The sequence below is a fragment of the Acetobacter zythi genome (assembly GCF_963921165.1).
Classification (GTDB): Bacteria; Pseudomonadota; Alphaproteobacteria; order Acetobacterales; family Acetobacteraceae; genus Acetobacter.
Map to the genome: position 1 here is coordinate 78,824 of NZ_CAWUEO010000044.1, position 23,208 is coordinate 102,031.

Annotated in this window: 20 protein-coding genes and 2 tRNA genes; 11 read left to right on the forward strand and 11 right to left on the reverse strand. The window is 55.0% G+C overall.

What is annotated here, in order from left to right:
• Nucleotides 1–86: 86 nt before the first annotated feature.
• The 3 genes from AABE20_RS11625 to AABE20_RS11635 all read right to left on the reverse strand — a co-directional run bounded on the left by AABE20_RS11625 (nt 87) and on the right by AABE20_RS11635 (nt 4,144).
• Complete coding sequence (locus AABE20_RS11625; RefSeq protein ID WP_338333216.1) at nt 87–2,864, reverse strand: sensor domain-containing diguanylate cyclase; 2,778 nt, start codon at nt 2,862–2,864, stop codon at nt 87–89.
• A gap of 260 nt (nt 2,865–3,124) precedes the next feature.
• On the reverse strand, nt 3,125–3,784 hold the full coding sequence (tmpT, locus tag AABE20_RS11630) for a thiopurine S-methyltransferase (protein ID WP_338333217.1): 660 nt from the start codon (nt 3,782–3,784) through the stop codon (nt 3,125–3,127).
• 33 nt (nt 3,785–3,817) lie between these two features.
• Nucleotides 3,818–4,144 carry a YnfA family protein gene (locus AABE20_RS11635; RefSeq protein WP_338333218.1) on the reverse strand — a complete coding sequence of 109 codons (327 nt, stop codon included), beginning with the start codon at nt 4,142–4,144 and terminating at the stop codon, nt 3,818–3,820.
• Between the two features lie 705 nt (nt 4,145–4,849).
• On the opposite strand from AABE20_RS11635, the gene AABE20_RS11640 reads away from it, so the two are divergent.
• The 5 genes from AABE20_RS11640 to AABE20_RS11660 all read left to right on the forward strand — a co-directional run bounded on the left by AABE20_RS11640 (nt 4,850) and on the right by AABE20_RS11660 (nt 10,906).
• Nucleotides 4,850–7,054, forward strand: a complete 2,205-nt coding sequence (locus AABE20_RS11640) for a sensor domain-containing protein (protein ID WP_338333219.1) — start codon at nt 4,850–4,852, stop codon at nt 7,052–7,054.
• A gap of 166 nt (nt 7,055–7,220) precedes the next feature.
• The gene (locus tag AABE20_RS11645; protein ID WP_338333284.1) at nt 7,221–8,138 is read left to right on the forward strand and encodes an NUDIX hydrolase; all 918 of its coding nucleotides are present in this window, start codon (nt 7,221–7,223) and stop codon (nt 8,136–8,138) included.
• 86 nt (nt 8,139–8,224) lie between these two features.
• Nucleotides 8,225–9,205, forward strand: a complete 981-nt coding sequence (gene nadA, locus AABE20_RS11650; RefSeq protein WP_338333220.1) for a quinolinate synthase NadA — start codon at nt 8,225–8,227, stop codon at nt 9,203–9,205.
• Nucleotides 9,206–9,225: 20 nt separating this feature from the next.
• The gene (gene nadC / locus AABE20_RS11655; protein ID WP_338333221.1) at nt 9,226–10,089 is read left to right on the forward strand and encodes a carboxylating nicotinate-nucleotide diphosphorylase; all 864 of its coding nucleotides are present in this window, start codon (nt 9,226–9,228) and stop codon (nt 10,087–10,089) included.
• A 199-nt stretch (nt 10,090–10,288) separates the two neighbouring features.
• A complete protein-coding gene (locus AABE20_RS11660; protein ID WP_338333222.1) occupies nt 10,289–10,906 on the forward strand; it encodes a GcrA family cell cycle regulator in 618 nt (205 codons plus the stop codon).
• 68 nt (nt 10,907–10,974) lie between these two features.
• Here the strand turns inward: AABE20_RS11660 and AABE20_RS11665 are convergent, their stop codons facing one another.
• Nucleotides 10,975–11,709, reverse strand: coding sequence for a bactofilin family protein (locus tag AABE20_RS11665; RefSeq protein WP_338333223.1), 735 nt, complete (start codon nt 11,707–11,709; stop codon nt 10,975–10,977).
• Between the two features lie 166 nt (nt 11,710–11,875).
• On the opposite strand from AABE20_RS11665, the gene AABE20_RS11670 reads away from it, so the two are divergent.
• Nucleotides 11,876–12,874, forward strand: coding sequence for an adenosine kinase (locus AABE20_RS11670; RefSeq protein ID WP_338333224.1), 999 nt, complete (start codon nt 11,876–11,878; stop codon nt 12,872–12,874).
• 33 nt (nt 12,875–12,907) lie between these two features.
• On the opposite strand, the gene rnd is transcribed toward AABE20_RS11670, so the two are convergent.
• The gene (gene rnd, locus AABE20_RS11675; RefSeq protein WP_338333225.1) at nt 12,908–14,110 is read right to left on the reverse strand and encodes a ribonuclease D; all 1,203 of its coding nucleotides are present in this window, start codon (nt 14,108–14,110) and stop codon (nt 12,908–12,910) included.
• Nucleotides 14,111–14,232: 122 nt separating this feature from the next.
• Here rnd and queF point away from each other — a divergent pair, with 122 nt between their 5' ends.
• Nucleotides 14,233–14,703, forward strand: a complete 471-nt coding sequence (queF, locus tag AABE20_RS11680) for a preQ(1) synthase (protein WP_338333226.1) — start codon at nt 14,233–14,235, stop codon at nt 14,701–14,703.
• A gap of 63 nt (nt 14,704–14,766) precedes the next feature.
• On the opposite strand, the gene atpC is transcribed toward queF, so the two are convergent.
• The 6 genes from atpC to AABE20_RS11710 all read right to left on the reverse strand — a co-directional run bounded on the left by atpC (nt 14,767) and on the right by AABE20_RS11710 (nt 20,143).
• Nucleotides 14,767–15,174 carry an ATP synthase F1 subunit epsilon gene (atpC, locus tag AABE20_RS11685; protein ID WP_165990931.1) on the reverse strand — a complete coding sequence of 136 codons (408 nt, stop codon included), beginning with the start codon at nt 15,172–15,174 and terminating at the stop codon, nt 14,767–14,769.
• A 28-nt stretch (nt 15,175–15,202) separates the two neighbouring features.
• Nucleotides 15,203–16,675 carry a F0F1 ATP synthase subunit beta gene (gene atpD / locus AABE20_RS11690; protein ID WP_338333227.1) on the reverse strand — a complete coding sequence of 491 codons (1,473 nt, stop codon included), beginning with the start codon at nt 16,673–16,675 and terminating at the stop codon, nt 15,203–15,205.
• A 31-nt stretch (nt 16,676–16,706) separates the two neighbouring features.
• Nucleotides 16,707–17,594: a F0F1 ATP synthase subunit gamma gene (locus AABE20_RS11695; protein ID WP_338333228.1), complete on the reverse strand. Its 888-nt coding sequence runs from the start codon at nt 17,592–17,594 to the stop codon at nt 16,707–16,709.
• A gap of 16 nt (nt 17,595–17,610) precedes the next feature.
• Nucleotides 17,611–19,146: a F0F1 ATP synthase subunit alpha gene (gene atpA, locus AABE20_RS11700; RefSeq protein WP_025825457.1), complete on the reverse strand. Its 1,536-nt coding sequence runs from the start codon at nt 19,144–19,146 to the stop codon at nt 17,611–17,613.
• Complete coding sequence (gene atpH, locus AABE20_RS11705) at nt 19,146–19,763, reverse strand: ATP synthase F1 subunit delta (protein WP_338333229.1); 618 nt, start codon at nt 19,761–19,763, stop codon at nt 19,146–19,148. Before atpH ends, atpA begins: the two co-directional genes overlap by 1 nt.
• Nucleotides 19,764–20,069: 306 nt before the next feature.
• Nucleotides 20,070–20,143, reverse strand: a tRNA-Gly gene (locus AABE20_RS11710).
• A gap of 226 nt (nt 20,144–20,369) precedes the next feature.
• On the opposite strand from AABE20_RS11710, the gene AABE20_RS11715 reads away from it, so the two are divergent.
• From AABE20_RS11715 to AABE20_RS11730, 4 genes are all read left to right on the forward strand, one after another.
• Nucleotides 20,370–20,446 (forward strand) — tRNA-Trp (locus AABE20_RS11715).
• Nucleotides 20,447–20,580: 134 nt separating this feature from the next.
• Nucleotides 20,581–20,775, forward strand: a complete 195-nt coding sequence (gene secE / locus AABE20_RS11720) for a preprotein translocase subunit SecE (RefSeq protein WP_048854726.1) — start codon at nt 20,581–20,583, stop codon at nt 20,773–20,775.
• A gap of 9 nt (nt 20,776–20,784) precedes the next feature.
• Nucleotides 20,785–21,315: a transcription termination/antitermination protein NusG gene (gene nusG / locus AABE20_RS11725; protein ID WP_086645100.1), complete on the forward strand. Its 531-nt coding sequence runs from the start codon at nt 20,785–20,787 to the stop codon at nt 21,313–21,315.
• 188 nt (nt 21,316–21,503) lie between these two features.
• A complete protein-coding gene (locus AABE20_RS11730) occupies nt 21,504–23,132 on the forward strand; it encodes an NAD-dependent malic enzyme (protein WP_338333230.1) in 1,629 nt (542 codons plus the stop codon).
• Nucleotides 23,133–23,208: the final 76 nt, after the last annotated feature.

Below are 23,208 nucleotides of genomic sequence, written 5' to 3' on the forward strand. Positions count from 1 at the left end.
AGGCATACAATCTGGCAGAACCGAATACAGCAAAGCACCCCCACCCATGCCCCCAAAGAACAGAGCATGCAGGACAGGTGGGAGGCTCACGCTCCATCCGCAAGGTCACTCGCCAGAATCCACCATTTTTCACGCGTTTTTTTATTCTGTTTTGCATGATACATGGCCATGTCGGCACGCTTGAGCAGATGCTCAACATCTCCACCATCCTGCGGATAAAGAGCCAGACCCAAAGTCATACCCACCACAGCCGAAGCCTCTGCCGTAACCGCAAAAGGTTTTTCAACAGCCGTGTGCAGGGTGTTCAGAACAATTTCCACCTGCTCGGTTGCCTGATCTGGTGTTAACCCCTCAAAAACCACAACAAACTCATCACCTCCAAGTCTGGCAACGTAATCCGTCTGGCGTAACAGGGCTTGCAGGCTTTGCCCAAGCTGTTGCAAAAGCCTGTCGCCCGCTTCATGCCCATACGTGTCATTCACCTGCTTAAAACCATCCAGATCAATCAGGCCGACAGCCACACTGCTTGCGTAGCGCTGAGCGCGGGCAAGAGCCTGTGGGAGATGCTCCATAAGTGCTAGACGATTAGGCAGCCCCGTCAGCACATCATGCCGGGCACGCTGGGCCTCCTGCTCCTGCAAACATTCAATACGCTGCTTCACATCCAGTTTGTCCAGCGCATGCCCCAAAAGGCTGGCAACGCGTTTGCACAACGCAATACTGTGTTCGTCAAACACCTGTGCCTGAGGCGAGACAAAAGTCATGATCGCCCATATCTGGCCATCCCGCCATATGGGGGTACACAACACAGCACGCCAGTTATTGGTCTGGATAAAGGCAAAACATGGACTGCCGGCCTGCTCGGTCAGCTCATCATTGCTGTAAGCCAGCTTTTTCTCCCGCCAGGCCCGCATAATCACCAATGGCTGGGACAAGGAACAATACCCATCCAGACAACTGTTAATCTGCTCTATGCCCGCAGTACCTTCCCCCGCACGGGATAAAACTTCCAGTTGCCCGTCATCACCCACACGACCAATCCAGACCGCGTGGAACAAGGTATCGCGCACCAGATCCTGGCAGGCACGGTTACACATCTCATTTTCATCCGTCGCCAGCAGCACGGCATCGGCTGCGTTGACCAACGCATGATAAAGACGCCTTGCCACGTCCCGGCTGGTCACGTCTTCCAAAGTCCAGACAGAAATATCGTTTTGTAGATCAGATAATTGCACGCCGGAACAATCCGCGATCAGAATCTGACCATCGGCACGGGCAAGGCGCACACCCGCTATTTTTACCGCACGTTTTTGTGCAAGCTGTTCATAACATTCTGCAACACGTTTGAATTCATTTTGATCTGCGTAGAGAATTTCGGTTGATTTTCCAGTCAAGGCATCAGATTCCATTCCCAGCATATGCGTGGCGTAGGAATTGGTCATCTGAACAATTCTTTCTTTTACAAGAAGAATACCAACCACAGAGTTATCCAGCAGTGCAGCCCTTAACTGCTGGCTATAAATTCTATCCAGCCCCATGGAAATGTTAATGCAGACTTCTTTAAGCAGAATTTGAAGCTGGTCATCAAAAATATCTGCTTTTTCATGATAAACACTCAAAACAGCCCAGACTTTACCATCCCTATATATAGGCAATGCGGTGTTTGAACGCAGGCCCAGTTTTAAGGCCTGCTCTTTCCATGGTGCAAGTGTAATATTGTTTACAAACGATGCATTGAAAATAGGCAGACCACTCCGCCAGACCTGCCCAATGGTGCCCCGGCCTTCGGGAACATCCCCTCGGGCTGAAATGAAAACATTATTCATATAGGCCCGAGCACCACTTATTGCGAGCATTCTAAACTGCTGCGCCTCATCCGGTCGGGTTATCAGAGCAATTTTAAAATGGGCATAGCGTATGGCCATATCGCAGATTTCCTGCAAAAGACCTGCCTCGCTGTCCGCCTGACTGGCACACTGGCTGGCCTGAGCCATAAACATATTAAAATCGGTCAGCCTACGCAAATGGACCATCTGCTCGCGGTCACGCCGCCGAATGAAAAATTCCCCGGCAATAACAAGCAAAGCAAGGATCAGGGCTTCCGCACTCCAACGCGCGGGGGCCTGCTGGCTATAATTACGCCATACACGCGCATCCGAAACCAGTGTTTGCACAACAAACGGATAACCCGGCACAGGCGCCTGTGCGACCATTTCTGGCTTTATGGACAACAGGGGATGAACCTGCACCTGCATATGCAAAAGATGCGTCAGGGATTGTCCATTACGGGTATCGATAACCGTAAAGTCCCACTTCCGATAATCTGGTGGTAATTCCTGCTCATCCAGAAATCTGTTAAGGCGGTAAGGAGACCCCAAAAAATACCCGGTGCTTCCGTTATCTTTCTCACGCACACGCATGGGCAGAACAACCGTGCCCAGATTTTCTGAATAATGCACCGGCCCCAGAAAATGATTGGGCATTTTGGGAACGGATGAAAAATCCCGTAAAGGTTCAGCCAGCAGCCTTTTCTGGGTTGACGTAGACCATTGTATACTCTCCCCATCCGCACCCAGCACACTAAACGTTGAATATGATGGGCGCGAAAGCAGATAATGACGCAAAGACAGTTCGACCTGAGGGGATAAAGCCGGAGTTGGCTTATCATCCGGGCCACGCAGGGCCGCCAACGCCATGTCCAGTTCCGTAAACCGCGTATCCAGCCGTTCCATAATCAGGTTGGCATAGGCCTGACTATCCCGCCGTGCGGCCTCATTGACATCGGCAATCGCATGTCGGTATTCATTAAATTCAATCGCTGTGCCGCATATAGCCACCACCAGAACTGGCAGCGCGTAATTCATGACCACTTTTGCCTGTTTTTTTATAGTTCTTAAAGACTGACAAAAAGCAGCAAAGAAGGGCGAAGATGTGCTCACGCGCATAACCATGTGTTGGGTTTTACAACAGATTCATGGGCAATATATACTACAGCCCACCCCGCCACTCCATGATTTTTGAATAATCGATACAAAATATTTTAGCATATTCCAAACATCTCAAGCCAGATTTTAGAATTCTGCCAAAGTCAAAACAAACAAAAATGAAACTCTACGCGCCGTGATCATGCACTGCGTTCAGCATGCAACGCCTGCAAAAGCCAGATATGTTCATATCCGGGCTCTTTGCCTTTAATTCCTCTGGGCACAGGCTGCTGCTCAATACTCGTTATCGTATAAAACTGCGCATAATACCGCTCGATATCTTGCGCCATAATCGCAAATGGCGGGCCAGATAAACGCACCTGATCATATTCAACACAAATTAAAAACTGATTTGCACAACGCGTTATTTCTACAATATGCCGCGCATAACATATACGAATATCGTCAGGCAGAGCCACCAGTGCGGCCCGGTCATAGATCATATCAACCGGCCCAAGCATGGATGCGGTGAGCGCAAAAATATTCGCGACAAAAATTTCAATATTCCGTCCCCTGAACACAGTCACCTCTGCGGACAGGGCGAGAACATCAGGCTGTATACCCAACTCCACAAATAAATGTTCAACCGCCATACGGCTTAGCTCTACACCGACAACCGTGTAGCCGTTTTTGATGAACCAATGAATATCGAGCGTTTTGCCACATAATGGTACAAAAATTCGGCTCCCCTTCGGCGGACCAAACGCAGAAAAATATTGCACAAGCCCGTTATGAGGATGCGGGGAATGAAAACCGATCTCGTTTTGGTGCCATTTTTTCAGCCAGAACTCTTCATTCATGGGTGGGCCTGCCTCCATTGCAACCAACTGCCGTTACGGCGAATGCCGCGCCAGCAGAATAACGCCCGTGCCCAGCAAACATAACCCTGCACCGAGCAGATCCCACCGGTCTGGTTGTGTTCCTTCTGCAAGCCACATCCACAACACGGCGACCACAATGTAGATCCCCCCGTAAGCAGCATAAGCCCGCCCTGCCACGGATGTATCGATCAGAGTCAACAAATAGGCAAACAACAACAGCGAACAGCACCCCGGCAAAAGCCAGAAAGGCGCTTTACCAAGGCGCAACCATCCCCAGAATGCAAAACAGCCGCCAATTTCGGCTATTGCGGCGGCCAGAAAAATCAAACCTGTTTTCATGCTCTCTTATCGTAAACAATCAGACGCTTGCGCACTAACCCCAAAACAGGACCGGATAGACAATTATTTTGCATAGCATGCTTTAAGGCTCAAACTCGGCATTAAAATTCAGCCATTTAGACCAGACCACCCATTGCGCAAGATACCCGCTGCAGACGAGCAATAACCAGGGTGGACAATGAATATATCTGCTAGAAACCCGTTTTTAACTCTCTATGAAGATGTGCCAATTTTGCCTGATATTGAGGCTATCCCTCATTGTAACGTCAATGTGATAATGGTGGCGAGAAAATCACGATAAGCTTCATCATAGGGTCTTGCTATAACAGCGTTTCCTGCAAATCTTATAAATATTTTTTGACGCCTTGCGATAACAATAAAAAATATGCGTGTCATCACAAGGGAATATATGTGACATGGACCTGTCTGTTTTTAACCATTCCTTTGAATATAATGGTTTTAATCTATATTTTTATTTTGTTTTTTACGTTTTATTTTACATAACATGCTATTTTTTGAAAAATAATAATCAGATTTGTCTTTTTCCAATCAGATTTTATTTGACTTCACTTATGCCCATACCGTCAAAATTCAACGGGCGTCGCATAACAGAGCAGACCATAGCCTATGCATTCCCTTCATATGGCATGGCCGTCGTAAGACCGATGTCCCTCTGGTCTAGCTTTATATTTAAAGATTGAGTCCATGCCAGCATTCACTCATCCGCTCCAAACCGCATATCATGCCGATGCATTTTATACTGCCATACTTGAGCAGGCGACTGATGGCGTCATTATCATTGATGACCAGAACAGAATTGTGTTTTTCAACCCCGCCGCAGAAAACCTGTGGGGTTGCCCGGCGTCCACCGTTTTGGGCACCAATGTTGATCAGCTGGTTCCAATAGAGCACCGCAAGCACCACGAAAGCTACATTGCGCACCACCGTAAGACGGGCATTAACAAGCTGGTCAACACCTCCCGCGAAGTAACATTCGTGCGGAGTAATGGAGACTATGTTGCCGCCGAGCTTTCGTTATCCACCGCGCTCATTGGTCCTGATAACAAACGCTATTATATGGCTTTTGTTAAGGGTGTAACCGAAGAAGTCCACCGCCGCAAACTGCTGGAACTCCAAAGTCAGGTTTTTACATCTCTGGCTGACTACACAACCATACAGGATGTGGCGGATATGCTCTGCAATAAAGTGGAGCAGCTTGTTCCCAATAGTATTGCAGCACTCCTGCAGATTACCGCACAGGGTGGGCTTTCCATCCTATCGGGCAAAAGCCTGCCCGGCAGCAAAACCAACAAGCTGACCAATCTGGTTCTCACACCATCGGATATCAAAGACCTTTGCAAAAACCCGCAGAACGCCTGCGCCCTGATCTGGACCCAGAAACAGAGCCATGACCAACCCACAGATTTACACGACTGCTGGGCATCGGCCATCTGCAACGGAGCGGGGGAACTGATTGGTATTTTCGCGCTTTTTTCGCGCAATAAGGAAAAAATAACCGACTGGCCGCAAAAAATTGTTACAGGCTGCATTCCCTCCTGCGCATCCATTATAGAACATGAAAAAACACTTTATAAAATAAACCAGTTTAATAATATAGATTCCCTTACAGGACTCCTGAACCGGGCAGCTCTGGCAACTCGGCTCCGGCAGATGCTGGCACAGCCCGGACAGACTCCCTTTGCTATTCTGATGCTTGATGTTGACCTGCTACAGGACGTCAACAACGTTATGGGCTATCACAGCGGCGATATCCTGCTACAGACTATTGCGCGGCGCATTGCATCCCTTTGCCGAGGGCACGATCTGGTCGCCCGACTGGGCGGGGATGATTTTGTAGTCATCATGCCTGACGCAGATCGCACAAAAGCATGCAAACTGGCCCATGACCTGAACTGCATTTCCCGCGAGCCGATCGAGGTTAAAGGGCGTGATCTGGTCGCCTCCCTGAGCATAGGGATCAGCCTTTACCCTGATGACGGCACGGCAATAGAAGAAATACTTGGCGCATCTGAAATTGCCATGCGACAGGCCAAAAAACAGGCACGAGGCGGGTTCCGGTTTTTTGGCAAAGGCGGCAACAGTAATGTGCGTGAACGCCTTATTATTGGGTCTGCCCTGCGCGAAGCCTTGCAAAAAACCCAGCTCCATCTGGTATATCAGCCCCAAATATGCGCATTGACCGGCACATTATGCGGGGTTGAGGCACTCAGCCGCTGGCAGCATCCAACGCTTGGTTTTATTCCCCCCTCCACCTTTATTCCCATTGCCGAAGAAACCGGGCAGATTGAAGCCATAGGCATGTGGTCTTTGGAAAAATCCTGCCAGCAGGTCATAGAATGGGAGCGGAGTAATGTTTACGTCCCCATTGTAAGCGTTAATATGTCTGCTGTTCATTTTTGCAGCATGGACCTGCCAGAACAGATTCTCTCTATGTTGCAAAAGTACAATCTGGCCCCACAACGCCTGACCATAGAAATTACCGAAAGTGTTGCCATGCGGCAGGACCCCGAGACCGCCGCCAACCTGACGGCCATCCGCAATATTGGCGTTGGCCTGTCCATGGATGATTTTGGCACGGGTTTTTCCTCCCTCTCACGGCTAGCACAACTCCCGCTGACCGAAATCAAGATCGACCGAAGTTTTATTGAAAATTTTGAAAATAACATCAGCTCCCTTGTTGTTGCGGAAGCTGCAATCAACATTGGCAAACGGCTGGGCATTAAAGTGGTTACCGAAGGTGTTGAGCACGCAGCACAGGAAACAAAATTACAAGAACTGGGGTGCGATATTCTACAAGGCTATTTTTACAGTAAGCCGCTCCCCGCACAGGAGATGTCTCTTTGGCTGGAAAGCTACCCCGCCAGACGGGCCACCGGCCCCCATGCCTGACCCTGTTGTGTTTCCCTGCCTGTAATTTTATAGCATCTTTGCCACGCAGGACCAGAAGCACATTATTCTGGTCCCGGCCCATCATCCTGCGCGCATGATCCCCGCCTCATGCGAACGGATGAGGAGACACCTGCCAGACAAAGAGCGTTCATACACCGTGCCAGACATGCCCAGCCATTTGGAAACCCCCATACCCACACATGCGCAACCAGTACTCTGTGAAACAGAACTGGTGGCTGTGCTGGTCAGCATAAGCAACAATACACCCCACATTCTCACACTTGATCAGGGGAGCGCCTTTCCATCTGGCCCGCTCATGGTGGAACATCGCTCCTTACAAAAAGGCATGCGCAACTGGGTTGAACAGCAGACGGGCCTCAAGCTGGGTCATACGGAACAGCTTTATACATTTGCTGACCCACTGCATGGGCGAGGCCACCAAATGGTCCGCATTTCCTACATGGCGTTCATCCGCCAGAACTGCGAACACACTTTGGCCGAGCGCTCTATTTATGACTATTTTCCGTGGGAAGACAGGCGCGATCGGGCCTCTGACCCGCTCCTGCACACCATTGCCGGACGACTAAGGCACTGGGCAGGGGACAACCCACACCGTTGGCAAAGATGCGCCACCGTTTTTGGCCTTGATAACCACGCATGGAACGACGAACTCAGCCTGCAACGCTATGAACTACTGTGGGAAGCCGGGCTTGTTCCGGAATCCACATGGCAGAATGCACCAGTGCTACCGGGCCTGCGCATGCACCGTGACTACAGGCGCATTCTGGCCACGGCTCTCTCGCGCATGCGGGCTAAAATTCGTTATACACCCGCGGTATTTGACCTTCTGCCCCGACAGTTTACCCTGTTGCAACTCCAGCAGGCCATGGAAGCCTTGGCAGGGCGGGCCATGCACAAACAGAATTTCAGGCGTCTTGTGCAGCAACAAAAACTGGTCAGCCGCACGGCCGAATATGACTCTCCAACGCAGGGGCGGCCAGCACAACTTTATCAATTCGCGCCCGAAACAGCTGAAAACTGCTATCTGGCTGGTGCCAAACTCCCTTTACCTGCCATCTCCTGAAAAAGTGTTTGGTTCTACCCTTGCAATTCTTGGATCCCATATATACTCATTAAGAGCATATATAGCACGGGGAATGGAATACAACCATGTCTGCATCACTCATGACCAACAGGGATGAACTCTACCGCCCTGTTGCCCACATTATGCTGCGGGAACAATGGGAAGCCAGTTATGCGGCTGACATTGAAGCCATTATGCGTTTGAAGCAGGAAAAAAACGCCGTTATTCTGGCCCATAATTACCAGACACCGGAAATTTTCCATTGCGTGGCCGATATCCGGGGCGACAGTCTGGCGCTGGCCCGTGCCGCACAAACAGTGGATGCCTCGGTTATGGTGATGGCTGGCGTGCATTTTATGGCCGAAACTGCAAAGCTGCTGAACCCGGATAAAACTGTTCTTATTCCCGATGCCACGGCAGGCTGCTCTCTGGCTGAGGGCATTACAGCAGACAACGTGCGAACGCTCAAAAAACGTTACCCCGGCGTGCCTGTGGTCACCTACGTGAACAGCACGGCTGACGTTAAAGCGGAAAGTGATATCTGCTGCACATCGGGCAATGCCCGCCGGGTTGTGGAAAGTCTGGGTGTATCCCGCGTTATTATGATCCCTGACGAATTTCTGGCGCAGAACATACAGGCGGAAACCGGCATAGAAATGCTAACATGGCCCGCCCACTGCGAAGTGCATGAACGCTTTACCCCGCAGGAAATCCGGCAATACCGCCGCCTGCACCCCGGCGTAACCGTTATTGCCCACCCCGAATGCCCGCCAGATGTGTTGGCCGAAGCGGATTGCGCAGGCTCCACCGCACAGATGATCGACTTTATTGACCACAAAAAACCGCAAAAAGTATTGCTGGTTACTGAATGTTCCATGAGTGACAATCTGGCGGCACTATACCCACAAACCCAGTTTGTACGCCCGTGCAACCTGTGCCCACACATGAAGCGGATTACCCTGTCCAACATCCGTCAGGCACTGGAAACCATGCAGACGGAAGTCACCATACCCGCCCCCCTGCAACACCCCGCCCGCATGGCGGTCGAGCGGATGCTGGCGATCTGACCCCCATACCGGAGCACACCATGACCACAGGCCTACATCTCCCCCCGCTGTTATGGGAACCCATTGTACGCATGGCTCTTATGGAGGATCTGGGTATTGGGGGAGATGTCACCACGCAGGCTCTGGCCAAGCCGGGGCAACAGTTGCACGCGGTCTTCCGCAGCCGCCAGAATGGCATTCTATGCGGGCTGGAAGGGGCACGGCAGGCCTTTGCCATGCTGGACCCAACCGTGCGCTTCAGTCTGGTCAAGCACGATGGCAACCAAATCGCACAGGGGGATGTGCTGGCCACCGTGGAGGGCAACGCCACAGCCCTGCTGGCAGGAGAACGCACGGCACTCAACCTGCTGTCCCACCTCAGCGGCATTGCCACACACACCCATCAGATTGTGCAGGCCGTGGCGGGGACCAAAGCACGCATTGCCTGCACGCGCAAAACCCTGCCCGGGTTAAGAAGCCTGCAAAAATACGCCGTACGGGCGGGGGGCGGCAGCAGCCACAGGCTCCGGCTGGATGATGCCATTCTCATCAAGGACAACCACATTGCCCTGTGCGGCGGCAACATACGCCAGACCCTGCAATCCGCGCGCCAGTATGCTGGCCACCTGATGAAGGTGGAACTGGAAGTGGATACACTCGAACAACTGGAGGAAGCCCTGTCCTGCACAGGGGCGGATGTTTACCTGCTGGACAATATGTCCCTGCCACAACTTGAACAGGCCGTGCAGATGATTGACGGACGCGCCCTAGCCGAAGCCTCTGGCGGCATTACGCTCAAAACTGCCCGCCCCATTGCCCAGACCGGAGTGGACGTGCTCTCGCTCGGCTGGCTGACCCATAGCGTTCATGCACTCGATATTGGTCTGGATATTGTGCACAGCTAACCCCATACCACAGCCCCATAACGTGTCATCAGCACTACCAGTGCTCGCTCCACCCGCTCAACGCAGGCATGAACAGACCACAGAGCACCCCAACCTTGGGCTTTCTGCTTGAGATACGAGGGCCATCCTCCTAATATGGAAAATATAGAAGCACTGGTATTTTGCCAGCCCGCCATGCAATGCTCAAAGGTGCCTGTTAATGGAGTGGTCCGAAGAAATAATCGCCCAGCTTAAGGACCTCTGGGCGGAAGGTCTTTCAACGGCTGAAATCGGCAGGCGTCTTTCCATTACCAAGAACGCAGTGGTCGGCAAGGCACACAGGCTGGGCCTGCCACCCCGTCCCTCCCCCATCCGCCGTAACGGGAGCAAACCCAAGGCCGCGGCGGATAAGACCGACAAACCTACGGCAACACCAGCTACGCCGGAAGTGTCCGTTGGCCGTGCAGCCACACCCACGCCCCCTGTGGCACACCTCGCACAGCCGGTGGCCCCCGCAACCCCGGCCCCTGTTGTGGCCCAGCCTGCGGCCCCCACGGCCACACCAGCGCTCAGTGTGGTTGACGACAAGACGGCCCGTAAGGAAAAAGCCGCACCGGCTGCACGTACCAGCCCCAAGCCCAAAACGCTGTTGCGCAGCATCTCGGACCCCGAACCCCAAAAGCGCCGTGGCCCGGCCTGCTGCTGGCCAATTGGCGACCCCGGCACACCGGGTTTTCATTTTTGTGGAGCAACACCCATTCCGGGCAAACCCTACTGCGAAGAGCATGCGCAAATCGCGTATGTACGCCTGCGCGACCGGCGCGATAGTGTAGCCTGACACGGCCCACTTAAATCCTGTGACCTGATGGCGGCTAACACGCCACCATCAGGCCCACAGGCAGACAATCAGCCTTCGATCGCCTTAACCGGTTCAGCAGCACTATCGGCTGTTTTGGCAGAAGCACTGCCTTCGGCCAGCATTTCCAGCTGACCCGTAATCTGGCCACCATCTTCCACCTTCAGGCGGTGGCAGGCAGCTTTACCCAGCAGGCGGCCACTGCCACGCACGGTCAGGCCACCACGCGCGGTCAGTGCGCCATCCACCGTACCGGCAATTTCAGCATTTTCCACTTCCACACCACCACGGAACAGGCCACCGGGCATAACAACCAGTTCCTTAGCCGTGATCATGCTGGACTCGACCGTCCCTTCGACCACCAGACGTTCTGCATCCTGCACCGTGCCCTGCACGCTAATGCCACGCCCGACGACCAGAGTACGCTGCTCCGGCCCGTCCTTTTTGGGCTGCATCTGTGCAGGCAGACCACGGGAGGCTGCACCAGGCATGGGCGGAATACCTGCACCTGCGGGAAGAGAAGAACCGGACGGAAAAGGTGCACGACCCATGGGTGAAGTTTCCTTTGAATGATCAGAGTGCGATACGGGAGTTCCAGCCTCAGAACTACCCTGAGCCGCCGCATTGGACGAAAGAACAGTGCCAGATGCCCCTGCCGGACGCGCAGAACCCTGCTGAACGGTAGAGGGTGCCTGAGTGTTTGGCTGACTCTCTTCAGGCTTACGTCTTTTGAACAAGAAAATCCCCCGCCTTTCTGGCTGCCTGTGTTCAGGCAGCAGCCACATTAACAAACCGCCGCACGCACCAGCACAGCTCCCCCAAAACATTCTCTTTCAGGCAGCCGTCTGGTAAGCAGCGCAAGTTGCTTACGCCTTACTGTTGCCCTTTTTGTGGCAGCGCGCTAGCCAAACAACCGCACAGATCATTTTTTCAGGAAAAAATTTTATCGCCATGACCGGTCAGGACACACAATACGACATTCTCGGTATTGGTAATGCCATCACCGATATTCTCGCCCGTACGGACGCCGCCTTCCTGCAAGGGCAGGGGCTTACACCCGGCAGCATGACGCTGATTGACGTGGACCGGGCCAACGCGCTTGAAGCGGCCTTGACCCCCGAGCAGGTCATGGGCGGTGGTTCCGCTGCCAATACCTGCGTTGTGGCGGCCCAGTTTGGCGCACGCGTGGCGTACCTTGGCAAAGTCTCGCGCGATGATGCGGGGCTTAAATTCACGCAGGACCTGCGCGATAACGGGGTGCAGTTCCCGTCCGCCCCGCTGAACACACAGGTGTTTGACAACCTGCCCACAGCACGTTGCGTGGTGATGGTCACACCCGATGGACAGCGCACAATGGCAACCTATCTGGGGGCCTGCACCTGCTTTACCCCAGATGACGTCCTGCCCGATATGATTGCTGCTTCCAGCATTATCTATCTGGAAGGCTATCTGTTCGATCCCCCCCATGCGCAGGAAGCCTTCCGCCGGGCAGCAGCCCTTGCCCATAAAAACGGACGTCAGGTTGCTCTCTCCCTGTCAGACCCGTTCTGCGTTGGCCGCCACCGCGATGCATTCCTTGATCTGGTTAAAAACCATGTCGATATCCTGTTCGCCAACGAAGACGAAATCTGTGCGCTGTACGAAACAGAAAACTTTGATACAGCCGCCCGCCGCACATTGCAGGACACAACCTTTGCAGCCCTGACGCGCTCCGGCCTTGGCAGTGTTGTTGTGCATGATGGGCAACTGACAACCGTAGCCCCGGTTCCCACGCAGGTGGTGGATACAACAGGTGCGGGCGATGCCTACGCCGCCGGTTTTCTGGCTGGTCTGACCTCTGGCCGCAGCCTGCCGGAATGTGGGCGTCTGGCGTCCGTTGCCGCGTCTGAAATCATCTCGCACTACGGTGCCCGCCCGCTTTCCAACCTGTGGGAAGAAATGGGCTTTTAAGTCAGGCTTCCGCCCGGCGTGAGTCGCGCTCCCTTAGGGAGCCACACTCTCGCCGGGTACGGTGATCACCCGACCACCCTTGACCTGCAAGGCCACACGCCCTTCGCACAAGGCCTGCGCCACGTCTCCGAATACTTTGCCACGCCAGCCTGACAGCAGTGTGGGGGTCTGGGCCGGGTCCAGAGCCAACGCTTCCAGTTCATCCATGGACGCGACCAGACGCGGCGCCACATCGTGCTCTTCACAACAGGCCGTCAGCAGCACTTTCAGCAACGCCACCAAAGATGCCGGTGGGCGCGCGTTATCCTTGCCTTTACCCCGTGCCGGTCGTGGTAGTTCTGATTCTGGCAGCGCCTGCGCCTGTTTGACCGCTTCCAGCAATGCCATGCCGGTACGACCTTCTGCCAAACCGCGGGACACACCACGCACACGCGCAAGAGCATCCACCGTTCCGGGGGTCGTGGCAGCTATTTCCAGCAGGCTTTCATCTTTAAGCAAGCGCTGGCGGGGCACATTCACGCGCTGGGCTTCACGCTCCCGCAGGGCTGCCACGGCGCGCAGCACACCCAGCATACGCCGGTTGCCCGTGCGCGCCTTAAGCCGCTCCCACTGTTTTTCAGGATCAGGGCGGAAGGTCGCCGGGTCTTCCAGTTCCGCCATCTCGGCGCCAACCCAACTAATCCGCTTGTCCTGTTCCAGCTTATGCACCAGTTTTTCATAAACCAGCCGCAGCCACGTTACATCGCCCGCAGCATAGTTCAGCTGAGCGTCTGACAATGGGCGCGCGGACCAGTCTGTAAACCTGTGGCTTTTATCAATCATATGGCCAGTCAGCGAACCGACCAGACTGTCATAACCGACCTGATCCCCAAAACCCGCAACCATGGCTGCAACCTGTGTGTCAAACACCGGCGTGGGCAGGGCATCAAACTCATGCAGAAAAATTTCCAGATCCTGCCGCGCAGCATGGAACACCTTCAGCACGGCAGCATCAGCCATCAATGCTGCCAATGGCGCCAGATCAAGACCTTCCGCCAACGCATCAATCAGCACGACATGCTGCGCGCTGCCCACCTGCACCAGACATAATTCCGGCCAGTACGTGCGTTCACGCATGAACTCCGTATCAACCGTAACAAAACGCTCGGTATGAAACGGCTTGAGAGCTTCCGCCAGTTCCTCTGTAGAGGTCACAAGCTGTGGCTGGGGAAAGACTGGAGTAGGTAATTTGGCCATGTTTCCTCCATACACCAGCCAGCCAGAAAGAGACAGACAGAACCCATATGCTGACACACGAAACTTGACGAACGCGCCAACAAACCGGACACCGGAGAAAACCGCACCACATGGAGAAAACGATGAACAAAGCGGATGACGGTCGCCACGCGCTCACCCAGCTTGGCCGCCAGATTGCCCCTCCCAATAGCCCCGAAGAGGCCATTCTGGAACGCGTACCGGCCCCCAACCCGGACAAGCGTTATATGGTCCGCTTTACCGCACCGGAATTTACGTCCCTGTGCCCCATTACTGGTCAGCCGGACTTTGCGCATATTGTGCTGGATTATGTGCCGGACCAATGGATTGTGGAAAGCAAATCCCTCAAACTGTTCCTGACCAGTTTTCGCAACCACGGCGCCTTTCACGAAGCCTGCTCCGTGCAGATTGCCAGCACACTGGTCGATCTGCTCAACCCTGTGTGGTTGCGCATTGGCGCTTACTGGTACCCGCGCGGTGGTATTCCCATTGATGTGTTCTGGCAGACAGGAGACGCCCCCGCAGGCGTGTGGATTCCCGCTCAGGACGTACCCTCCTACAAGGGACGTGGCTGAAACCATAAGCACAAAAAAAGCCACCCAATGGGTGGCTTTTTTTAGCGTGGTTCGTCAGAACTCTTAGCTGGCGCTACCAGCTTCGATTTCCGCCCGCACGGCCTGAATCTGATCCTGCAACACAACAAGGCGGGAAGTATCCGTCTTATCCGCCTTGTCCCATGCTTCGGACAACGCCTCAAGCTGGGCGGTTGCCGTATCGATGGAAATATCGCTTACCGGCACAGCCTTGTCCGCCAGAACGGTGCAGCGTGCAGGGGTAATGTCCGCAAAACCACCGCCCACAAAATAGCGATCTGTAACTTTGTCCCCTTCGTAAAGGGCAACAACGCCACCACGCAGAAGAAGCATCATGGGCGAGTGTTCCGGCATGGCGGCAATATCGCCCTCCATACCCGGAAGAACGGCCATATCGACCTCACGCGACACCAGAACCTTTTCAGGGCTGATTATCTCAATCTGGATTGGCATGAATGGTGCTCCCTCCAGAAGCCGGCTATTAGGCCGACTCCCTCAGTTTTTCTGCCTTGGCAACGGCTTCTTCAATTGTGCCAACCATGTAGAAGGCAGCTTCCGGCAGATCGTCATATTCACCTGCACAGATCGCCTTGAAGGAACGAACCGTATCGGTCACGGACACCAGCTTGCCGGGTGCACCGGTGAACACTTCTGCCACATGGAACGGCTGAGACAGGAAGCGCTGAATACGACGGGCACGGGCCACAATCAGCTTATCGTCTTCAGACAGTTCGTCCATGCCCAGAATTGCAATAATATCCTGCAAGGACTTGTAGGTCTGCAGAATACGCTGCACTTCACCAGCCACTGCATAATGCTCTTCGCCCACAATCTGCGGGTCCAGTGCGCGGGACGTGGAGTCCAGCGGGTCCACAGCCGGGTAAATGCCCATTTCAGCAATGGAGCGGTTCAGCACGGTTGTGGCATCCAGATGGGCAAAGGTTGCCGCAGGTGCCGGATCGGTCAAGTCATCGGCAGGCACATACACGGCCTGAACGGACGTAATGGAGCCTTTTTTGGTGGACGTAATACGTTCCTGCAGAGCACCCATTTCCGTTGCCAGCGTGGGCTGGTAGCCCACGGCGGAAGGAATACGGCCCAGCAGAGCGGACACTTCGGAACCAGCCTGCGTAAAGCGGAAAATATTATCGACGAAGAACAGAACGTCCTGGTTTTCTTCATCACGGAAATATTCCGCCATGGTCAGACCAGTCAGTGCAACGCGGGCACGCGCACCCGGCGGTTCGTTCATCTGGCCGAACACCAGCGCCACCTTGGACCCTTCGGTGGTGCCGTTTTCGCCCAGCTTGATCACGCCAGCATCCTGCATTTCGTAATACAGGTCGTTCCCTTCACGGGTACGTTCACCAACACCGGCAAATACGGACACACCACCGTGCGCCTTGGCGATGTTGTTGATCAGTTCCTGAATAATAACGGTCTTGCCAACACCTGCGCCACCGAACAGGCCGATCTTGCCACCCTTAAGGTAGGGGCAAAGCAGATCGACAACCTTGATCCCGGTCATCAGGATTTCAGAAGCAGCAGCCTGCTCGTCAAAAGCGGGGGCTTCGCGATGAATGGGGGCACGACGTACGGTCTGGACAGGACCCTGTTCGTCAATCGGCTCACCGATCACGTTCAGAATACGGCCAAGCGTTTCGGGGCCGACCGGCACGGAAATCTGTGCACCGGTGTCAACCACTTCCGTACCGCGGACCAGACCATCGGTCGTGTCCATGGCAATGCAACGCACTTCGTGTTCGCCGATTTCCTGCGCCACTTCAAGCACAAGAACCTGATCGCCCAGCTTAACATGCAGCGCGTTCAGAATTTTGGGCAGTTCACCTTCGAACTGCACGTCAACAACCGGCCCTTTAATGGTGGTAATGCGGCCAACAGCATTGGTCTTCGTGGCCGCAGGGGCCTGGGTCTGGGTTGTGGTATCCGACATGGGTCAGCTCCTGCGGGGCATACGATCGGGCTCAGACAGCCTGTGCGCCCGAAATGATTTCGATCAACTCGTTAGTAATATTGGTCTGGCGGGTCCGGTTATAGACCTGTGTCAGACTATCGATAGTGCGGCCTGCATTGCGCGTTGCGTTATCCATGGCCGTCATACGGGCGCCATTTTCACCCGCCACCGTTTCCAGCAGCGAAGCATAAATCTGAACCTGCAGGTTACGCGGCAGCAGCATGGCCAGCAGCGTTGCTTCATCAGGCTCAAACTCATACTGGGCCACGTCATTGGAAGCTTCAAGCGTATTGCCTGTTTCTTCCACAACCATGGGCACCAGTTGCTGGCATGTCGGCACCTGCGTCATCGCATTGCGAAACTTGTTGAACACAAGCGTGCAGACATCAATCTCGCCCGCTTCAAGCAGGGCATTGATTTTTTCACCCAGACCACTGGCAACGGAAAAAGGTATTTCCTTTGCACTTGTGCCGATCACATGATCAACAATCAGGTCCGCATGTTCGCGCATAAAAAAGTTCAAGGCGCGACGACCAACCGGAAGCAGGCGCACCGTTTTACCTTCGGACTGAAGGCGACGGATGGTCTGCACCGTAAGGCGATGCACGTTGGCGTTAAAGCCACCGCACAGGCCACGGTCACTGGTCATGGGGACAAGAAGATGCACCTTGTCCTGCCCGGTACCAGCCAAAAGAAGAGGCGCTCCGTCCTCTCCCCGGGTCGCACCGGCCAGTTCACCCAGCATACGGCGCATGGCTGCCGCATAAGGACGAGCAGCCTCTGCGCTGGCTTGCGCCCGCCGCAGCTTGGCGGCCGCCACCATTTTCATGGCGCTCGTGATCTTCCGTGTCGATTTGATACTTCCGATCCGGGCGCGTAGTTCCTTAAGGGAAGCCATGAGTGCTTCTGCTCCCTCAGCCGGCGAAGTTGCGGTTGAAGGCGGTCAGATATTCGGTCAGCCGCGCTTCAAGGTCCTTGGAGATGGCCTTTTCCTTGCTCAGCGTATCCAGAATGTCTTTACCCGCGCTCCGCACATCGCTCAGCACAGCACGTTCCCATGCTACAACCTTGTTGGCTGCAATGCCATCAAGGAAGCCACGGGTGCCAGCAAACAGCAGAACAACCTGCTCTTCAACCGACAGAGGCGAAGCCTGCGGCTGCTTCAGCAGTTCCACCAGACGGGCACCACGGGCAAGCATCTTCTGCGTTGCCGGGTCCAGATCGGATGCAAACTGGGAGAAGGCTGCCATTTCGCGGTACTGGGCCAGCTCAAGCTTGATCTTGCCTGCAACCTGCTTCATCGCCTTGATCTGCGCTGCCGAACCAACGCGGGAGACAGAACCACCCACGTTAACAGCCGGGCGGATGCCCTTGTAGAACAGATCGGTCTCAAGGAAGATCTGACCATCGGTGATGGAGATCACGTTGGTCGGAATGTATGCGGCAACGTCACCAGCCTGCGTTTCAATAACGGGCAGAGCCGTCAGAGAACCCGCACCATTGGCATCGGACATTTTGGCTGCACGTTCCAGAAGACGGGAATGAAGGTAGAACACGTCACCCGGATAAGCTTCACGGCCCGGCGGACGACGCAGCAGCAGGGACATCTGGCGGTAAGCCACAGCCTGCTTGGTCAGATCGTCATAGCAGATCAGGGCGTGCATGCCGTTATCGCGGAAGTATTCGCCCATTGCGCAGGCGGCATACGGTGCGAGGTACTGCAGCGGAGCCGGATCAGATGCGGTTGCGGCCACGACGATGGAATACTTCATCGCGCCTTTTTCTTCCAGCAGACGCACAAGCTGTGCAACCGTGGAACGCTTCTGGCCGATAGCAACGTAAATGCAGTAGAGGGACTTTTTGTCGTCGCCCTGCTCGTTCACGCCTTTCTGGGCCAGAATCGTGTCGGTCAGGATGGTGGTTTTACCAGTCTGACGGTCACCAATCACCAGTTCGCGCTGACCGCGACCGATCGGCACCAGAGCGTCAATGGCCTTGATCCCGGTCTGCATGGGTTCGCTGACCGACTGGCGGGGCATGATGCCCGGCGCCTTGACTTCCGCACGACGCAGCTCAACGTCGGTCAGAGGGCCTTTGTCGTCGATCGGGTTACCCAGACCGTCCACAACGCGGCCCAGCAGACCTTTACCAACCGGCACGCTGACAACCATGCCCGAACGGGTGACGCTGTCACCTTCACGGATATTGGTGTCATCACCGAAAATAACGATACCGACGTTGTCGCTTTCCAGGTTCAGGGCCATGCCCTTCTGGCCAGCGGATGGAAAGTCCACCAGCTCACCCGACATGACATTCTGCAGGCCAAATACGCGGGCAATACCGTCCCCTACGGACAGGACTGTGCCGGTTTCGACCACATCAGATTCCTTGTCAAACGAGGCAATCTGCTGCTTGAGGATATCCGAAATCTCTGCGGGACGGATTTCCATCACGCGGCTCCCTTCATGGCGTAATGCAAACGAAACAGGCGGGTTTTGAGGCTGGCGTCATACAGCTTGGCCCCTACGCGGACGACAAGACCGCCCAGCAGGGAGCTGTCAACACGCTCACGAATATTGATGCGGGAATAACCGGCCTCGGCCAGACGGGCCTGAAGCTGGGTCCGCTGCTCGGCCGTTAGCGCCACGGCGCTGCTGACCTCTGCCACAACTTCACCCCGGCGGGCCACGGCAAGCGCATCCAGTGCTGCAAGTATCCGACGCAGAACTGGCAGGCGACGGTTATCAGCCACCACACCCACAAAATTACGAAGAATCTGACCGAACCCCTGAGCCTCCAGCACGGCCAGAACGGCCTTGCGAGACACCAGAATATCCAGGCGCCTGTCTTCCAGAACAGTGCGCAGGGGCGCACTCTCATCAATCAGGCGCGCAAGTGCGCCGCCTTCATCAAGCACGGTGTCCAGCTGCTGCTGCTCGGCAGCCAGATCATAAAGCGCAATCGCGTAACGGCCTTCTAGACCGTTGGCCGCAAAAGCAACTGGTTGTGCTGTCGTTACGCCCGAGGCCACCACTCTTTGGTTCTTTCCTTCTGTGCGCGCCGGCATTCCACACTGACAACGATGCAACCCAGATCATCAGGCGATGAATCCAGATTTTGATGCACCTGTTGGCGCGGCCTCTAGCATGACCACAACGGCCACGCAACTAGCTGAACAACCCAATTTTAGTCATCCCGCCCAAGACAGCGGATTATGGCCGGACAAAAACCCCACCAACACCCCCACACACCAGAGGAGCGCCGGGTTCAAACAGAGCGAACACCCGCCACAACCGCCGCAGGCCGCCACACAAAATCCGCTACGTTCACGAAACGGTGAGACTGCTGCTATTTGAATTTTTGCCGGGAACCTTGGAGCGGACAGAGGGAATCGAACCCTCCTCGGTAGCTTGGAAGGCTACTGCATTACCACTATGCTATGCCCGCACTCCGAAGTGGGAATATTTATAATCCATCACCCACAGCCGCCGCAAGGCCCCCTGCATTTTTTTTACCGCCCGCCGCGCGACCGGTTACAATAATCTGCAACAGGCACTTGACTTTAGAGCCACAACATATTTTGTTCCGCCTCCTGTGATGCCCGCAAGATTGTGGCTGGTCAGACGAACGGGTTTCCGTTATAGGTCTTTCCCAGCCGTGGCGGACACGCTGCAGGGGTGTAGCTCAATTGGCTAGAGTGCCGGTCTCCAAAACCGGAGGTTGTGGGTTCGAGACCCTCCACCCCTGCCAGATTTTCTCGTGGTGTACGGAAGGTTCCGCTTTTCACCTGTAAAATGCGGCTTTATCGTACAATCTGAGTGGTGTTTTTGAAAGCCTGCCCTCATCTGCACAAGCAGTCGGGCGGAACAAGGAGAGTGTGCTTCGTGTCGTTCAGTCCCGGTAAGTTCCTGCATGATGTGCGTACCGAGGCGGAACGGGTCACATGGCCCACCCGCCGCGCAACGTTTGTCACCACCGGCGCCGTTTTGGCCATGGCAGGTCTGGCATCCATCTTCTTCTTCGTCGTTGACCAGTTGATCGGTCTCGGCGTGCGTCAACTTTTCGGGCTGGGAGGCTGAGGAAACGGCATGGCCAAGCGTTGGTATGTGGTCCACGTCTATTCGGGCTTCGAAAAGAAAATTGCTCAGCACATCCGCGAAGACGCGGCACAGAAGGGGCTGAGCGACCATATTGACGAAATTCTCGTCCCGTCCGAGGAAGTGATTGAAGTGCGCCGTGGCCAGAAGGTCAACGCCGAGCGCAAGTTCTTCCCCGGTTACGTGCTGATCAAGATGGAAATGACCGACGAGTCATGGCATCTGGTCAAGGATACGCCAAAGGTTACGGGTTTTCTGGGCACCAAAAACCGCCCTACCCCCATTTCCGCAGCAGAAGCAGAGCGGATCATTCGCCAGACAGAGGAAGGCGTGCAGCACCCCCGCTCCGCTGTTACCTTTGAAGTTGGCGAGCAGATTCGTGTGGCCGATGGCCCCTTCACCTCCTTCAATGGTGTTATTGAAGAAGTGGACGAGGAAAAGGGCCGCCTGAAGGTCAGTGTTTCGATCTTTGGCCGCTCCACTCCGGTGGATCTGGAGTTCAATCAGGTCGAAAAGCTGTAATTTTCAGCCTATCGCGCGATATTGCTTGAAAGGCGGCCCTTGGGCCGCCTTTTTTGTTGCTCCAACGCACCGTCCATCTGCCTTGCAAACACAACAAACCCATTCCGGCGTTTGGAACACTCGGGCTTGTTCCGGGTTGTACCCATGTCTGTTAGCCTGATGTGGTTTTGTTTTGCCAAGGAGTTACCATGCCTTCTGCCCCGACTCTGAGAGGAACAGCCCTTCTCAACAATGCCCTGTTGAACAAAGGTACCGCATTTACCGAGGCGGAGCGGCGGGAATACGGGCTGGAAGGGCTTTTGCCCACACAGGTGGAAACACTGGACCGGCAGGTAGAGCGAATCCACAGGCATTTGGAAGCCAAGCCAAGCAATCTGGAGCGCTACATTTACCTGAGCGGTCTGCGCGACCAGAACGAGACCCTGTTCTACCGGGTGCTCATGTCCAACCCCGCGCAGTTTGTGCCCATTGTTTATGCGCCCACTCTGGCTGCCGTATGCCAGCAGTTCAGCCACATCTACCGCCGCCCGCGCGGGATGTACATCAGTCTGGACATGCGTGGCCGAATCCGGGATGTGCTGCGCAACTGGCCCATGGATAACGTGCGATTCCTGTGTGTCACCACGGGTGGGCGTATTCTGGGGTTGGGTGACATTGGCGTAAACGGCATGGGCATTCCCATTGGCAAGCTGGATCTTTACACAGCCTGCGGAGCCGTACCGCCCGAAGTGCTGCTGCCCGTGCAACTGGATATTGGCACCACAAACAGCGCTCTGCGCGCGGACCCACTGTACCTCGGTCTGCGCCGCGAACCTCCGCCACTGGAGGAACTGGACGGGTTTGTGGAAGAGTTTGTTGAGGCGGTTAAAGATGTCTTCCCCAACTGCTGCCTGCATTTTGAGGACTGGAAGGGCACAGACGCCCTGCATTATCTGGAAAAATACCGCAACAAAGCCCTGTGCTATAATGACGACATTCAGGGGACTGCGGCTGTCACGCTGGCCGGGCTGATTACCGCGCTCAAAATCAAGAACGAAACGCTGGCTCAGCAACGCTTTCTGTTCCTTGGCGCTGGTTCCTCCGGGCTAGGCACAGCGGATATGCTGGTGTCCGCCTTGCAGCAGGAAGGCGTAAGCGAGCAGGACGCACGGGCGCGCATTACCCTTATGGATGTGGACGGGTTGCTTGAAACATCGCGCACCGACCTGACCCCGCAGCAAAAACGCTACGCCAGACCCATGCCCCCCTCGCGCGATCTGCTGGGCGTGATCAGATCGGTCAAACCCACCGTGCTGATCGGTGTTTCCACCTGCGGTGAAGCATTTACGCAGGACGTGGTGGAAGCAATGAGCACGCTCAATGAGCGGCCTATTATTTTCCCGCTCTCCCTGCCCCAGAAGAACGCGGAATGCACAGCCGAACAGGCTTATGAATGGTCCAAGGGTCAGGCGCTGTTTGCTGCGGGCCTTCAGTTCCCCGAGGTGGACCTGAATGGCCGGATTTTTTACCCCGGTCAGGCCAACAATTTTTATATCTTCCCCGCGCTGGGACTGGCCGTTTACGCCACCTGCCCGAAGCACATTACCGATGCCATGGTCATTGAGGCCGCCCGCGCACTGGCAGATCAGGTAGACCCGGCATCGCGCGACCGGGGCCGCCTGTTCCCGCCCCAGAGTGACATTCTGGACGTATCGGTTACGTCTGCTGCCCGCATTGCCGAGTTTATTTTTGATCAAGGTGCGGCCACGGTTGAACGCCCCAAGGATATTCGTGCGTGGATTGAAAGCCTGACCTACAGCCCGCATTACGCAGACTGAGCGCGTTTACACCCACCCCAAAAAAAGCCGGTGCATCACAAATGCACCGGCTTTTCTGTCGATTCGGCGTGTGGTC

What these genes read in the sequence shown, in the direction of transcription:
- atpH (WP_338333229.1), bottom strand. Translation starts at nt 19,763, where the DNA reads ATGCCGGCGCGCACAGAAGGAAAGAACCAAAGAGTGGTGGCCTCGGGC.
- atpD (WP_338333227.1), bottom strand. Translation starts at nt 16,675, where the DNA reads ATGTCGGATACCACAACCCAGACCCAGGCCCCTGCGGCCACGAAGACC.
- AABE20_RS11635 (WP_338333218.1), bottom strand. Translation starts at nt 4,144, where the DNA reads ATGAAAACAGGTTTGATTTTTCTGGCCGCCGCAATAGCCGAAATTGGC.
- AABE20_RS11670 (WP_338333224.1), top strand. Translation starts at nt 11,876, where the DNA reads ATGACCGGTCAGGACACACAATACGACATTCTCGGTATTGGTAATGCC.
- AABE20_RS11640 (WP_338333219.1), top strand. Translation starts at nt 4,850, where the DNA reads ATGCCAGCATTCACTCATCCGCTCCAAACCGCATATCATGCCGATGCA.
- nadC (WP_338333221.1), top strand. Translation starts at nt 9,226, where the DNA reads ATGACCACAGGCCTACATCTCCCCCCGCTGTTATGGGAACCCATTGTA.
- AABE20_RS11665 (WP_338333223.1), bottom strand. Translation starts at nt 11,709, where the DNA reads ATGTGGCTGCTGCCTGAACACAGGCAGCCAGAAAGGCGGGGGATTTTC.
- AABE20_RS11645 (WP_338333284.1), top strand. Translation starts at nt 7,221, where the DNA reads ATGCCCAGCCATTTGGAAACCCCCATACCCACACATGCGCAACCAGTA.
- queF (WP_338333226.1), top strand. Translation starts at nt 14,233, where the DNA reads ATGAACAAAGCGGATGACGGTCGCCACGCGCTCACCCAGCTTGGCCGC.
- atpA (WP_025825457.1), bottom strand. Translation starts at nt 19,146, where the DNA reads ATGGAAATCCGTCCCGCAGAGATTTCGGATATCCTCAAGCAGCAGATT.
- AABE20_RS11695 (WP_338333228.1), bottom strand. Translation starts at nt 17,594, where the DNA reads ATGGCTTCCCTTAAGGAACTACGCGCCCGGATCGGAAGTATCAAATCG.
- AABE20_RS11730 (WP_338333230.1), top strand. Translation starts at nt 21,504, where the DNA reads ATGCCTTCTGCCCCGACTCTGAGAGGAACAGCCCTTCTCAACAATGCC.
- tmpT (WP_338333217.1), bottom strand. Translation starts at nt 3,784, where the DNA reads ATGAATGAAGAGTTCTGGCTGAAAAAATGGCACCAAAACGAGATCGGT.
- nusG (WP_086645100.1), top strand. Translation starts at nt 20,785, where the DNA reads ATGGCCAAGCGTTGGTATGTGGTCCACGTCTATTCGGGCTTCGAAAAG.
- AABE20_RS11625 (WP_338333216.1), bottom strand. Translation starts at nt 2,864, where the DNA reads ATGAATTACGCGCTGCCAGTTCTGGTGGTGGCTATATGCGGCACAGCG.
- AABE20_RS11660 (WP_338333222.1), top strand. Translation starts at nt 10,289, where the DNA reads ATGGAGTGGTCCGAAGAAATAATCGCCCAGCTTAAGGACCTCTGGGCG.
- atpC (WP_165990931.1), bottom strand. Translation starts at nt 15,174, where the DNA reads ATGCCAATCCAGATTGAGATAATCAGCCCTGAAAAGGTTCTGGTGTCG.
- nadA (WP_338333220.1), top strand. Translation starts at nt 8,225, where the DNA reads ATGTCTGCATCACTCATGACCAACAGGGATGAACTCTACCGCCCTGTT.
- rnd (WP_338333225.1), bottom strand. Translation starts at nt 14,110, where the DNA reads ATGGCCAAATTACCTACTCCAGTCTTTCCCCAGCCACAGCTTGTGACC.